At 71.5% G+C, this 12811-nt stretch carries 12 protein-coding genes; 11 read left to right on the forward strand and 1 reads right to left on the reverse strand.

All coding sequences use genetic code 11. From position 1 onward, the window contains the following. The first annotated feature begins 3 nt into the window (after window positions 1-3). The 8 genes from PHA84_RS06675 (at window position 4) to menD (ending at window position 8790) form a co-directional block, all read left to right on the forward strand. Window positions 4-951, forward strand: a complete 948-nt coding sequence (locus tag PHA84_RS06675) for a hypothetical protein (RefSeq protein WP_270887323.1) — start codon at window positions 4-6, stop codon at window positions 949-951. Beyond that, window positions 948-2096 carry an alpha/beta hydrolase-fold protein gene (locus PHA84_RS06680; RefSeq protein ID WP_270887324.1) on the forward strand — a complete coding sequence of 383 codons (1149 nt, stop codon included), beginning with the start codon at window positions 948-950 and terminating at the stop codon, window positions 2094-2096. The genes PHA84_RS06675 and PHA84_RS06680 overlap by 4 nt, the downstream gene beginning before the upstream one ends. A gap of 27 nt (window positions 2097-2123) precedes the next feature. Beyond that, window positions 2124-2849 (forward strand): esterase family protein, encoded by a 726-nt coding sequence (locus PHA84_RS06685; protein ID WP_270887325.1) that lies wholly within the window; start codon window positions 2124-2126, stop codon window positions 2847-2849. After that, the gene (locus PHA84_RS06690) at window positions 2846-4216 is read left to right on the forward strand and encodes a dipeptidase (protein WP_270887326.1); all 1371 of its coding nucleotides are present in this window, start codon (window positions 2846-2848) and stop codon (window positions 4214-4216) included. The genes PHA84_RS06685 and PHA84_RS06690 overlap by 4 nt, the downstream gene beginning before the upstream one ends. After that, window positions 4213-5001: a VOC family protein gene (locus PHA84_RS06695; protein ID WP_270887327.1), complete on the forward strand. Its 789-nt coding sequence runs from the start codon at window positions 4213-4215 to the stop codon at window positions 4999-5001. Before PHA84_RS06690 ends, PHA84_RS06695 begins: the two co-directional genes overlap by 4 nt. 99 nt (window positions 5002-5100) lie before the next feature. Beyond that, window positions 5101-5457: a hypothetical protein gene (locus PHA84_RS06700; RefSeq protein WP_270887328.1), complete on the forward strand. Its 357-nt coding sequence runs from the start codon at window positions 5101-5103 to the stop codon at window positions 5455-5457. Continuing rightward, on the forward strand, window positions 5454-6929 hold the full coding sequence (locus PHA84_RS06705; protein WP_270887329.1) for a PGAP1-like alpha/beta domain-containing protein: 1476 nt from the start codon (window positions 5454-5456) through the stop codon (window positions 6927-6929). The genes PHA84_RS06700 and PHA84_RS06705 overlap by 4 nt, the downstream gene beginning before the upstream one ends. A 16-nt stretch (window positions 6930-6945) precedes the next feature. Next, window positions 6946-8790: a 2-succinyl-5-enolpyruvyl-6-hydroxy-3-cyclohexene-1-carboxylic-acid synthase gene (menD, locus tag PHA84_RS06710; RefSeq protein ID WP_270887330.1), complete on the forward strand. Its 1845-nt coding sequence runs from the start codon at window positions 6946-6948 to the stop codon at window positions 8788-8790. A 1-nt stretch (window position 8791) separates the two neighbouring features. Here menD and PHA84_RS06715 read toward each other — a convergent pair whose 3' ends face one another. Further along, window positions 8792-10087, reverse strand: a complete 1296-nt coding sequence (locus PHA84_RS06715; protein ID WP_270887331.1) for an isochorismate synthase — start codon at window positions 10085-10087, stop codon at window positions 8792-8794. 74 nt (window positions 10088-10161) lie between these two features. Here PHA84_RS06715 and PHA84_RS06720 point away from each other — a divergent pair, with 74 nt between their 5' ends. The 3 genes from PHA84_RS06720 (at window position 10162) to PHA84_RS06730 (ending at window position 12811) form a co-directional block, all read left to right on the forward strand. Next, window positions 10162-10857 (forward strand): demethylmenaquinone methyltransferase, encoded by a 696-nt coding sequence (locus PHA84_RS06720; protein ID WP_270887332.1) that lies wholly within the window; start codon window positions 10162-10164, stop codon window positions 10855-10857. Between the two features lie 147 nt (window positions 10858-11004). Continuing rightward, window positions 11005-12336 carry a geranylgeranyl reductase family protein gene (locus PHA84_RS06725; RefSeq protein WP_270887333.1) on the forward strand — a complete coding sequence of 444 codons (1332 nt, stop codon included), beginning with the start codon at window positions 11005-11007 and terminating at the stop codon, window positions 12334-12336. A gap of 112 nt (window positions 12337-12448) precedes the next feature. Beyond that, window positions 12449-12811 carry an NADH-quinone oxidoreductase subunit A gene (locus PHA84_RS06730; RefSeq protein WP_270887334.1) on the forward strand — a complete coding sequence of 121 codons (363 nt, stop codon included), beginning with the start codon at window positions 12449-12451 and terminating at the stop codon, window positions 12809-12811.

Consider the following 12811-nt stretch of genomic DNA (forward strand, 5'->3'; position numbering starts at 1 on the left):
TCCATGCGCACGATCCTGCTCGGACCGCAACGCTTCATGACCACTGCCGGCACTGCCCTGCGCTCGCTCGGCGTCGACGGCGCCGTGGCGACGATCAATGCCGGATGGGAGGAGCGCGAGGACGCCGTCGAGGAGCTGGACACCGTTCTCGGCGGCGACACCCGGCATCTACGCCTCTACCACCGGATGTTCGACGTCATCGACAAGGACGAGCACTTCGCCTCCGCCGCGATGACCTTCCGCGACAGCCACGACGCGCTCCTCTCGCTGTACCGGCTTCGCCTGCACAACGCGCTGGATGGCGTGTACGCGGTGCAGCGGCGTTCGCGTGAGGCACAGGAGCGTGGCCGCGACGACCACGGGGCCTTCGGTGCCCTGGACGACGCGGTCGAGACCGTGCGTCACGTCGACGCCTGGTACGCAGCGCAGCTCAAGGTGCTCTACGCGGAGCTGGACGAGCGCGCACCGTTGGACGACAGCGGCGTGATCGGCTGGCATCGAGGGGAGATCGCGGCGATGCTGGCCGACTGTGCCGCCCTGGTGATGCCCGGCGGACACGTCGGGTCACTGCTTCGAGCCTTGCGGTTGTTCGCGGTTCGCGTCCCTGCGCAGCTTCCGGTGGTCGCCTGGTCCGCAGGAGCCATGGCGCTGACCGAGCGCGTCGTGCTGTTCCACGACCACGGGCCGGAAGGCGCCAGGGAGGCCGAGGTGTTCGACCGGGGCCTCGGGCGGGTCGAGGGTGTGGTGGCGCTGCCGCACGCACGCCGCCGGCTGCGGCTGGACGACCGCGACAGGTGTGCCGTGCTGGCACGCCGGTTCGGCGAGCAGCACTGCGTCCTGCTCGACGACGGGACGGCCCTCGAGCTGGCACCCGACGGCTCGCTGCCCGCAGGTGCCCGCATCCTCGGTCTGGACGGCGCCATCCACGAGCTCGAGGCGGCCCACGCATGACCGAGCGACGACTCGCGGTCAACAGGCTGCGCGACCGCCTTCCGGTGCCTCCTGCCTCCATCGACCGGTTCCTGGCCAGACACGGATCTCCGATCATCGAGGGCGAGCGTGCCACCTTCGTCTTCCGGGGCGAGGCGGACGAGGTGCGGGTGCGTCATCGGGTGGTGGGGCTGGCCGACCCGATGCCCATGCGCAGGCTTCCCGGCACCGACCTGTGGGCCGTCACCATCGACCTGCCCACCGGATCCCGGGTGGAGTACCAGCTCGAGACCCGTCGTGGGGAGCACTACGAGACGTTCAACGACCCGCTCAACCCCCGGCTCGCGCACTCGCCGATGGGGTCGAGCTCGGTGTGTGCGGCGGAGGGGTACGAGGTGCCCGACTGGGTGCACCACGACCCGGAGGCGCGCCCGGGCGAGCTCGTCGAGGACGTACTGCGGTCCAAGGCGCTACGCCGGGAGCAGCCGGTCCGGCTGTACCTGCCGGCGCGGTACTCGCCCGCGCTGCGGTACCCGCTGCTCGTCGTCCACGACGGCACCGACTATCTCGAGTACGCCGCGATGAAGACGGTGCTCGACAACCTCGTCCACCGGCTGGACGTCGCCCCGGTCGTCGTGGCGTTCGTGCCTCCCCGGGACCGGCTCAAGGAGTACCCGAACCACGCGCCGCACGCACGGTTCGTCGCCCGCGAGCTGCTGCCCACGCTGGCCGAGCGCCTGTCCTTGGTGGACCACCCCGAGGGCCGGTGCCTGATGGGGTCCAGCTTCGGCGGGGTCGCGTCGCTGTCGACGGCGGTCCGTTATCCAGGGGTCTTCGGCTCGCTGCTGCTGCAGTCGGCGTCCTTGGTGTTCACCGACATCGGGAAGGACCACGGAGGGGGGCCGGCCTTCGACCCGGTGGTGAAGTTCGTGAACCGCTACCGGGCCAAGCCGAGCCGTCCCGTGGAGCGGATCTTCATGAGCTGCGGGACCTACGAACCGCTCATCACGCCGAACCGGTCCATGGTGCCCGTCTTCCGTGCGGCGGGCATGACGGTCAAGTACGTCGAGGCGCGGGACGGCCACAACTGGGAGGACTGGCGGGACAGGTTGCGGGACGGGCTCTCGTGGATCTTCCCCGGCCCGCAGAAGTTCGTGTACGAGTAGCAGACCCCCGAGTACGAGGAGGCAGTAGTGAAGGTCACCGAGCGCTGGCGCTCCGAGCGGATGGGGCAGGACATCACGCTGGTGCGATGGGGCCACTACGGCACGCCCGTCCTGCTGTTCCCCACGGCCGGGGGCGACGCGGAGGAGGTGGAGCGGCAGGGCCTCATAGGGCATGTCGCGCCGCTGGTGCAGGCGGGACGCATCAAGGTCTACTCGTGCGACAGCGCCGCCGGCCAGGCCATGACGGCCAAAGCAGGCTCGCCCGAGCACCGCCTATGGCTGTTCAACCGGTACCACCAGGCGGTCGCCGAGGAGGTCGTGCCGGCGATCCACGCAGACAGCGCGGGACCGCACCCCATCGTCGTCGCAGGCGCCTCGATCGGTGCGTTCAACTCCGTGGCGATGATCTGCCGCTACCCGCACCTGTTCTCCGCGGCGGTGGGGATGAGCGGGACGTACTCCGTGGAGCAGTTCATCGGCGGCCCGTTCACGGACGACCTCTACTTCTCCTCGCCGCTGCACTTCCTGCCCGGCCTCGAGGGGCCGGCGCTGGACATGCTGCGACACCGCTTCGTGCTGCTCGCCTCGGGCAGCGGAGCCTACGAGGACGTGGCGGAGTCCTGGGCGCTCGCCAAGGTCCTGGGAGACAAGGGCGTCCCAAACCGGGTGGACGACTGGGGACACGAGTACGACCACGACTGGCCCACCTGGTGGGAGATGCTGCCGCTCTACCTCGACGACCTGGTCCCGTGACGGTTCCCCTCGAGGTCCGGCTCGCGGACGCCGTGGCCGCCGGTATGCCGCGTGCGCGGACGGACCTCGCCCGGCTGGTGGCGCTGCGGTCCGTGGCCAACCCGGAGGTGGAGCCGGCCAGCGAGTGCCATGCGGCAGCGGATGCCGTGGCCGAGCTTCTGCGCGAGGTGGGGCTCGACGGCGTACAGGCGGTGCCGGCCCCCGACGGGTCCCGAGCGGTCGTCGGACGCACCGCAGGCCCGGCCGGCTCGCCGTCCGTAGTGCTCTACTCCCACCACGACGTGGTCCCCGCCGGTGACCCTGCCCGATGGGGCACGCCGCCGTGGGAGCTGACCGAGGTGGCCGGGCGCTGGTTCGGTCGGGGCGCCGCCGACTGCAAGGGGAACCTGGTGGCCGGCCTGGTGGCCCTGCGCGCCGTGGCGGAGGTCCTCGGTGCCTGGCCGGTCGAGGTGGCAGTCCTGTGCGAAGGGTCGGAGGAGCAGTCCAGCGGTGGTATGGAGGCGCTCGCCCGGAGCCGCCCCGAGCTGGTCGAGTGTGACGCCTTCGTGCTCGCCGACACCGGGAACGTGGAGCTCGGGCTGCCCACCCTGACCACCTCCCTGCGGGGAACCGGAAGTGTCCTTATGACGGTGCGGACGATGGCACACCCAGCACACTCAGGGATGTATGGCGGCCCCGCTCCTGACGCCCTGCAGGCCCTCCTGACATCCCTGGCGTCGCTGCGGGACGACAGCGGCGAGACGACCGTTGACGGGCTCGACCACTCAGGCGTGTGGGACGGTGCACCGATCGACGCGGACCGCTTCCGCCAGGACGTGGCCGTGCTCGAGGGCGTCGACCCGCTGACGGGCGACGGCACCCTGGCCGACCTGCTGTGGGCCCGGCCCGCAGCGACGGTCCTCGCCATCGACTGCCCCCCGGTGTCCCAGGTGACGGCAGCGGTGCAGGGCGAGGCGCGCGCCGTGGTGAACCTCCGGGTCCCCCCCGGGGTCGACGCACGGCACGCCCAGGACTGCCTGATGGCGCACCTGCGAAGCCACACTCCCTTCGGCGCCCATGTCGACGTCAGGCCGGTGTCGCTGGGGCAGGGCTTCCGCGCGCGGGTCGACGGGCCTGCCTACGCCGCCATGCAGCGAGCGATGCGCACGGCGTTCGGCCACGACGTCGTGACGACGGGACAGGGTGGGTCCATCCCGTTGGCGACCGTCCTTGCCGAGCTGGTCCCCGAGGCGGAGATCATGCTCCTGGGCGTGGAGGAGCCGGCGTCGAGGATCCATGGACCCGACGAGAGCGTCCATCCCGAGGAGCTGCGCCGCACGGCACTGGCGCTTGCGCTCTTCCTCTGCGACCTGGGAGGCGCACGGTGAGCCCGTCCGTTGAGGGCCCGCTCAGGGTCCGGTGGGTGTGGGCGTTCGTCGACGTACCGCCGCAGGCGGGGCAGGCGTCGGTCGACTTCTGGGTCGCGGTCACCGGTTGCCGGCTGTCACCGTGGCGAGGCAGCCAGGGCGAGTTCGCCACCTTCCTGCCTGAGGAGGGCGATGCATGGCTCAAGCTCCAGCGGGTGGGGCAGGGAGGTGGCGTGCACGTCGACCTCGATGTCGACGGGCCGTTGGAGGAGGCGCGCTCGCAGGCCGAGGGGTGCGGCGCCACCGTCCTGCACGAGACTGCGGGGGAGGACGGCCTGCTCGCCGTGGTGGTGTGCCGGTCCCCGGGCGGCTTCGTCTTCTGTCTCACCCGCTGGTCGCGGGGCCAGACCCTCGGCAACCAGGTGCGTCACGGTCGTGACAGCCTCGTCGACCAGGTCTGCCTCGACATCCCCGCAGACCGGTACGCCGAGGAGGTGGCGTTCTGGTCCGCCCTCACGGGGTGGGCCGTCCAGGACCAGACCTCTGCGGAGTTCCAGCGCCTGGAGTGGCCGCGGCACCTGCCCGTGAGGTTCCTGCTCCAGCGGCTGGAGGAGCCCTCGGGCACCGTCCGGGCGCACCTCGACCTGGCGTGTCGCGACCTGCGGACCGAGGTCGACCGGCACGTGCGCCTCGGTGCCACCGAGCTCCGTCCCGGGGACGGCTGGATCGTCCTGCGCGACCCCGCCGGCATGGAGTACTGCTGCACCGGAAGGGACCCGTTGAGCGGGGACCGCAGCACCACCTGAGACCTCGACCGTCCACAGGAGGACGGCGCGGACGGGGGAGGTCCACACCGAGGTGCGGTCGGGGCTGGGGTTCTCGGGCTCCTACGCAACGGTGGACCCATGATGGGGGATCCGGGACAGATCAGGGCGTCCGCCGGCCGGGTGCGGCATGGGGCGGCCGCCGTTCGTCAGGTGGCCGTGCAGGTCGCCGCAACCCGTGAGGTGCGATGGCAGTCGAGCACGGCTGCCGCCTTCCGACATCAGGTCTCAGAGGCGCAGCGGCGGCTGTACGAGAGCGCTCGGCTACTGGACTCGGCGGCGGACCACCTGGAGGCGCACGCCGTCGCCGTGCAGGCGATGCTGGACGGTCTCACGGGCGTCGCGCGGTTCGGGGAGTGCGTCGCCCACGCCGTCAGGGTTGGCGAGAGTGTCGTCCACGCCGCCGAGGCCGCGGTCGACGCAGGTCTGCGACGGTGACAGGCGACGACAGGGCGGGCCTCAGGGTCATCGGTGGCACAGCAGGGACCACGATGTACCTGGCCGACCTCGACCTCGCGGCTTTGCACCTGCTCGCGGCGGCACGTACCGCCGTGGAGGTGCTGGCCGGGGTCACGTTCGTCGCGCTGGATCCCCGCCTGGCCCTCGAGGCCCCGCTGAGCCCGGTCACCGGCCTCACGGCCGCCGCCAGCCTGGCGCGGGCGGTGGGGCCGCTCGGGCTGTCCGGCGACCCACCCATGCTGACCGGCCTGGCGCTCGCCACCCTGGCAGCCACGGCGGCGTATCGACGGGCTGAGGAGGATGCCGCCCGCACGATGTCCCTGATCCAGAACGGCGTGATGGCAGGCGTGGGTAGCCAGGCACCGCGGGTCGCCGTGGGGGTCCTTGTCCTGGGTGCGTTCGGCGTCGACATCCGGGGCGTCCTGGACCGGGCCGTCTACCGTTTCCCCGCGCTCGCCGACCTGGCAGGTGGGAGCAAGGGCCTGGTCGTGGGCTTGGAGTCGGGCGCCCTGACAGGGCCGTTCATGGCTGTCGCCGAGGGTCTCGGCCCGCGCCCGGCCGGTGCAGCAGCGGCCCAAGGACCCGCTCGCGGTGAGGAGGTCGGGGCATACGAGGACGGCGTCCGGACACTGACGGAGGTGGCTCACGCCTGGGGTGTGCTGGCCGAGGGAGGCGGGGCCAAGGTGACCCGGGAGGCCTCACCGCGTGCAGGCGCGAAGGCCGCTCGCACCCTGGAGGACCTGGCACGGCAGCAGGCCAACCTCAGCGACGGTGAGGACTACCCGGGCCACGTCAGGGTGACGCAGGTGCCCCAGGCGCACGGGTCGGCCTGGATCGTGGAGATCAGCGGCACGCAGGGGTGGGACGTGCGCTCGGGAGCAAACCCGTTCGACGTCACGACGGACGTCCGGTCCATGGCTCGTCAGTCGACGGTCCTGGCAGACGGCGTGGCACAGGCCCTGGACGAGGCTCAGCTGGAGGCCGGCCGCTCCGGGGCGGATGACCCGGTGATGGTCACCGGGCACAGTCTCGGCGGGATCGTCGCGACCGGCCTTGCGGCATCCCCCGAGTTCATGGCCCGTCATCGCGTGACGCATGTCGTGACCATGGGGTCGCCCGTGGCGCGCATGCCAGTCCCCCGCGGGGTGGAGGTGCTTTCCCTCGAACATGAGCAGGACGCCGTTCCTCGGCTCGACGGGGCGGTGAACCCCGACCGGAAGGACTGGGTGACCGTCACTCGGGACCTCGAGCGCGATCCCAGCGGCGTGCGGACGGCCGGCGGTGCCCACTCCGTCGACGAGTACGCAGAGACGGCTGCCGCCGTGGACTCCTCCTCGGCCCCCTCGGTGGTGACCTGGCGCGAGGGTAGCCGGCCGTTCTTCGAACCTGTCCGCGGACATCAGCCGGTGGTCCGGGACTACCGCATCGAGCGCAGCGGGCCGGGAGGCTGATGGCAGAATCCGACCCGTGAACCCGTCGACCGCGCTCGCCACCGTGCTCGTCGACGAGCTGGTCCGCCATGGCGTCCGGCACGCGGTGCTCTGTCCCGGCTCCCGGTCCGCACCCCTGGCGTACGCACTGCAGCAGGCTGACCGCGCCGGCCTTCTCACCCTGCACGTGCGCGTCGACGAGCGGTCGGCGGGTTTCCTCGCCCTCGGCCTGGGCAAGCTGACGCGCGTGCCGGCCGTCGTGGTGACCACGTCGGGAACAGCCGTGGCGAACCTGCATCCGGCCGTGCTCGAGGCTCATCACGGCATCGTGCCGTTGGTCGTCCTCAGTGCGGACCGGCCGCCGGAGCTCAGGGGGACCGGGGCCAACCAGACCACCGTCCAGCCGGGGTTGTTCGGCCAGGCGCTTCGCTGGTCGCACGAGCTGGCAGTGCCCGAGCGTCGGGTGGGGCAGCAGGCCGGATGGCGCAGCCAGGTGTCACGGGCCGTGGCCGCCGCGACCGGTGCAACGGGCGGTGACCCGGGGCCGGTGCACCTGAACGTCCCGCTGCGCGAACCGCTGGTGCCCACCGACGAACCCGAGTGGCCCGAGCCCCTCTGCGGACGTCCGGACGGCCTTCCGTGGACAGCGCCGGGCGCACCGACCCCCCACGCTTCTGCCCACTCGTCTTGGCAACCATGGCCGTCCCCGGGGACCGACGAGCGACTCCGGAGCCGGTCGCCGTCTGGCACCGCAGGCGCTGGCCTCGAGGACGCCACGCTGGTGCTGCTCGGCGACCTTCCGGAGAGTGAGACCGGCCGAGCCGCGCTGCGCTGGGCGTCGGCGCATGGCTGGCCGGTCGTGGCCGAGCCTTTCGGGGCGCATCCGCGTCCGGAGGTCGTGCCGCACGGCGCTCTGGTGCTCGCCGCTGGGGAGTGGGTGCGCGAGCACGCTCCCAGTCGGGTGGTCGTCGTGGGAAGGCTCACGCTCTCCCGGGACGTTACCGCCCTGCTTCGCCGCGAGGGCCTGAGCGTGGAGGCGGTGGCATCCGGTGCGCAGTGGAGCGACCCCTCGGGGGTCGTCTCTGTGGTCCATCCCCGGTCGGTCCTGCTGGACGTCCCCGCAGCCGAGCCGGAACGGCTCGCAGGCCCCGGGTGGGCGGCCGCGTGGTACGAGGCTGGCAGGACGGTCGCCAAGGCACTCGCGAACGAGCCGCCGGCCTGGCCCAGTGGTCCCGCGGTCGCCAGCGCGCTCGCCGCAGGTCTTCCCACGGGGGCCACCCTGTTCCTAGGCTCGTCCAACTCGGTGCGAGATTTCGACCTGGCCGCCACCCCGACGGCAGACCTCACGGTCGTGGCGAACCGAGGGCTGGCCGGGATCGACGGATGCGTCTCGACCGCCTCCGGTCTGGCGCTCGCCGGCGACTCTGGCGTCTATGCGCTCATGGGCGACCTCACCTTCCTCCACGACGCGAACGGGCTGCTGATCGGCCCCGACGAGCCGGTGCCCGACCTGACTGTCGTGGTGACGAACGACGACGGCGGCGGCATCTTCACCCTGCTCGAGCCGGGCGAACCCCAGCGGTCCGCCGACTTCGAGCGCATCTTCGGCACCCCGACCGGCGCGGACCTGGCCGCCATCTGCCGGGCGCACGGCGTGGCCCACGAGCGCCTTGAGTCGGCCCAGCACGTGCGCGAGGCAGTGGCCGCGCCACCGAGCGGGCTCCGAGTGATCGAAGTGCCCGTGGACCGTTCCTCCCACCGGACGACCCGGGCCGCGCTGCGCCGCCTCGCCGAGCGAGTGCTGACGCCGGGGGCGTCAGAAGGACTCTCGCGCTCTAGCAGGAGCCGGCTTGAGGCGGATCCTGGGGCAGACCCAGCGTGAGTCAGGATCCTGCCGTCAGCGCGTCCCGCATGGGCACGAGCTTGGCGTCGGACTCCGCCAGCTCGGACTCCGGATCGGAGCCCGCCACGATCCCGCATCCTGCGAACAGCCGCATCCGGCGTGGGTCCTCGGCCTCGAAGGCGCCGCAGCGCAAGGCGATTCCCCACTCCCCGTCGCCGGCGGCGTCCATCCAGCCCACAGGCCCGGCATACCGGCCGCGGTCCATGTGCTCGAGCTCGCTGATGAGGCCGTCCGCTGCCTCCGACGGCGTTCCGCACACTGCTGCCGACGGATGCAGCGACGCGGCGAGGTCGAGCGAGGTCGCGTCGTCGGCCAGGACTCCCGCCACGTCGGTGGCCAGATGCATGACGTTCGACAGGTGAAGCACGAACGGGGACTCCGGCACGTTCACGGAGGAGCAGTGCGGTCGAAGCGCGTCCGCGACCGAGCGGACGGCGTACTCGTGCTCCTCCAGGTCCTTGCTCGAGCGCGCCAGCGACCCGGCCAGCGCGAGGTCGTGCTCGTCGTCGCCGGTACGCCGGATGGTGCCGGCGAGCACGCGGGAGGTGACCAGGCCCTTCTCCAGCCGCACGAGCATCTCGGGGGTCGCGCCGACCAGGCCGTCGACGGCGAACACCCACGTCGCGTCGTACCGCTCCGCCAGCCGCTGGAGCACCCACCGTGGGTCGATCGGGGCCTCGGCGTCGACGTGCAGGTCACGCGCGAGCACCACCTTGTCCAGTCCCCCGGAAGTGATGCGCTCCACTGCTCGCTGCACCGCGGCCGCCCACTCGACGGGCGGAAGCGCACCGTCGGAGAAGGCCACGCCCCGCGGCTCCCTCGTGTCCGACCGGCGGGGCACCAGAGTCGAGGGGAGCACTCCCTCCGTCCCGGTCGTGGTGACCCACCACCGGCCCTCGCGGGCTCCCACCACCACCTCCGGAACCACCAGCGTGGCGCCGGAGGGGGAGCTCGCGGCATACGAGACGGAGCCGAAGGCGACAGGGCCGGTACCCGGCAGGCGCACCTCGTCGCGCACCACCGCGGAGCGCACCACCTCCCGCCACCAGGCCTGGGCTTCGGCGAAACGGTCCCGCCCCTCGGTGGTGACCTCCAGCGCGCGCCCCCACCCGACCAGCCCCTCGCCTCGGCGCACCCAGCTCGAGATCGACGTCGGGTCGTCGAGGGCCGGGAGCAGCGAGAGCAGCGGGCCAGGATCGGCCAGCGCCACGGTCCGCGCGACGACGGGGGTGCCGTGGGGCAGGGCAGCGCTCGAGGGCGCGGGCAGCGTGCTCATGTCCGGGTCAGCCTACGACCGACCCGGACGTCCACCGGCGGGAGGCCACGCACCCGGGTGGAAGGATGGCGCCCATGACGCGAGCAAGCCTGGACAAGGACCCACGCGACGTGGCGGCGATGTTCGACGACGTGGCGGGCAGGTACGACCTCACGAACGACGTGCTCTCCCTGGGACAGGACCGCCTGTGGCGGCGTGCGGTGCTCAAGGCCCTCGACGCCCAACCTGGGGAGACCGTGCTCGACATCGCTGCCGGCACGGGCACCAGCAGCGAGCCTTTCGCGGACGGCGGCGTCCACGTGGTGCCGGCGGACTTCTCCCTGGGGATGCTGCGGGTCGGGAACCGGCGCCGTCCCGACCTGGGGTTCACCGCAGCGGACGCGATGCGGCTTCCGTTCGCCGACGCGAGCTTCGACGCGGTGACGATGTCGTTCGGGCTGCGCAACGTCTCCTCGGTGGACGGGGCGCTCGCCGAGTTCCTGCGTGTTACCAAGCCTGGGGGACGGCTGGTCGTGTGCGAGTTCAGCCAGCCGGTCAACGCGCTGTTCCGCAAGGTGTACACCGAGTACCTCATGCGCTCGCTGCCGCCCATCGCCCGACGGGTGAGCAGCAATCCGGAGTCGTACGTGTACCTCGCCGAGTCGATCCAGGCCTGGCCGGCCCAACGAGAGCTTGCGCTGAAGCTGCAGGAGGGCGGGTGGCGGCAGGTCGAGTGGCGCAACCTGACCGGCGGGATCGTGGCGCTGCACCGAGCGCAGAAGTCCCCGTGACCCACCCCTCTGGGTGCCTGGCCACATGACGGGCGGGTCGGGGCCGATGGGGCGGCCGGGTGGGGGCCTCGTTACGACAGGGCGCGACCTCGGGAATAGACTCGCCTGTCGGAGTTAGTGAAGTGGTTCACAAGCAGTGAGGCAGCCGTGACAGAGACCATCAGCGAGGGTGGACCTGGGGTCCTCTCGTCGGCGGCGACGGAGACCGCCGATGTCGTCGTCGTCGGCGCCGGCCCAGCCGGCTCGGCCACCGCGGCCTACCTGGCCATGGCCGGGCTCGACGTGCTGCTGCTCGAGAAGACGACCTTCCCGCGGGAGAAGGTCTGCGGGGACGGCCTGACCCCTCGCGCGGTGAAGGAGCTGATCAGCCTCGGCATCCCCACGCCCGAGGAGGACGGCTGGATCCGCAACCACGGCCTGCGGATCATCGGTGGCGGGATGCGTCTCTCGCTGCCCTGGCCCGATCTGGCCAGCTTCCCGCCATACGGGCTGGTCCGGACTCGCCAGGACTTCGACGACATCCTCGCCCGGCATGCGGTGAAGCACGGGGCGCGACTGCGGGAGGCCACCAACGTCACAGGCGCTGTGCTGGACTACGCGGGGTCGATCGTGGGGGTCACGGCTAAGGCCGTGGACGAGAAGGGCCGTTCGGTCGGCCCGGAGCTCCGGTATGCCGCGCCGCTGGTCGTGGCGGCCGACGGGAACTCCTCGCGGCTGTCCCTGGCGATGGGGAGGGAGAAGCGTGCGGACCGCCCGATGGGCGTGGCCGTGCGCACCTACTACACGAGCCCGCGGCACGACGACGACTACCTGGAGTCCTGGCTCGAGCTGTGGTCGACCGACGACAGCGGCAAGAAGGTGCTGCTCCCCGGCTACGGCTGGATCTTCGGTGTGGGCGACGGCACGTCCAACGTGGGTCTGGGCATCCTGAACACCTCCAGCGCGTTCGGCAAGACGGACTACAAGGACGTCATGCGACGCTGGGTCGCGACCATGCCGGACGAGTGGACGTACAACGACGACACCATGGTGGGCCCGATCCGCGGCGCCGCGCTCCCGATGGGCTTCAACCGGCAGCCGCACTACGACAAGGGGCTGCTGCTCGTCGGGGACGCCGGCGGTATGGTCAACCCCTTCAACGGCGAGGGCATCGCGTACGCCATGGAGTCCGGGCGGCTCGCGGCCGAGGTCGTGGCCCAGGCGTTCGCTCGCGGCACCGACGCGCAGCGCGAGCGGGTCCTGCAGTCCTACCCCAAGGTGATGGCCGACGCACTCGGCGGCTACTACACCCTCGGCCGCTACTTCGCGAAGATGATCGGGAACCCTGAGGTCATGCGCCTCGCCACCAAGTACGGACTGCCGCGTACGACGCTCATGCGCTTCCTGCTCAAGATCATGGCGAACCTGGCCGAGCCGCACGGTGGTGACGCGAGCGACCGCCTGATCACCGCCCTGTCGAAGCTGGCGCCGGACGCATGAGCCGCAGGGATGCATTCTCCGAAGGCGCCCCTAGGATTGGGCCGCACCTGATGCAGGACGGTGCCAACCTCGCGGACCTCGATGACGACAACGGAAGGGGAGTGGCACGGCGATGAGCAACCCTTACGTCCCGTTGCTTTTCCTGCTGGCCATCGGTGGCGGTTTCGCCGTCTTCTCGGTGGGTGCTGCGGCTGTCTCCGGCCCCAAGCGCTACAACCGCGCGAAGCTCGACGCCTACGAGTGCGGTATCGAGCCGACTCCGCACGCTGCTGGCGGTGGCCGGATGCCGATCAAGTACTACCTCACGGCGATGCTCTTCATCATCTTCGACATCGAGTCGGTGTTCCTCTACCCGTTCGCGGTGGCCTTCAGCCAGCTGGGACTCTTCGCGCTCGTGGAGATGGTGCTGTTCATCCTGACCGTTTTCGTGGCCTACGCCTACGTGTGGCGCCGCGGTGGACTCGACTGGGACTGA

The organism is Pedococcus sp. 5OH_020, from assembly GCF_027812955.1.
In the GTDB taxonomy this organism is placed as follows: domain Bacteria; phylum Actinomycetota; class Actinomycetes; order Actinomycetales; family Dermatophilaceae; genus Pedococcus.

What these genes read in the sequence shown, in the direction of transcription:
- PHA84_RS06715 (WP_270887331.1), bottom strand. Translation starts at nt 10,087, where the DNA reads ATGAGCACGCTGCCCGCGCCCTCGAGCGCTGCCCTGCCCCACGGCACC.
- PHA84_RS06675 (WP_270887323.1), top strand. Translation starts at nt 4, where the DNA reads ATGCGCACGATCCTGCTCGGACCGCAACGCTTCATGACCACTGCCGGC.
- PHA84_RS06720 (WP_270887332.1), top strand. Translation starts at nt 10,162, where the DNA reads ATGACGCGAGCAAGCCTGGACAAGGACCCACGCGACGTGGCGGCGATG.
- PHA84_RS06700 (WP_270887328.1), top strand. Translation starts at nt 5,101, where the DNA reads ATGATGGGGGATCCGGGACAGATCAGGGCGTCCGCCGGCCGGGTGCGG.
- PHA84_RS06680 (WP_270887324.1), top strand. Translation starts at nt 948, where the DNA reads ATGACCGAGCGACGACTCGCGGTCAACAGGCTGCGCGACCGCCTTCCG.
- PHA84_RS06730 (WP_270887334.1), top strand. Translation starts at nt 12,449, where the DNA reads ATGAGCAACCCTTACGTCCCGTTGCTTTTCCTGCTGGCCATCGGTGGC.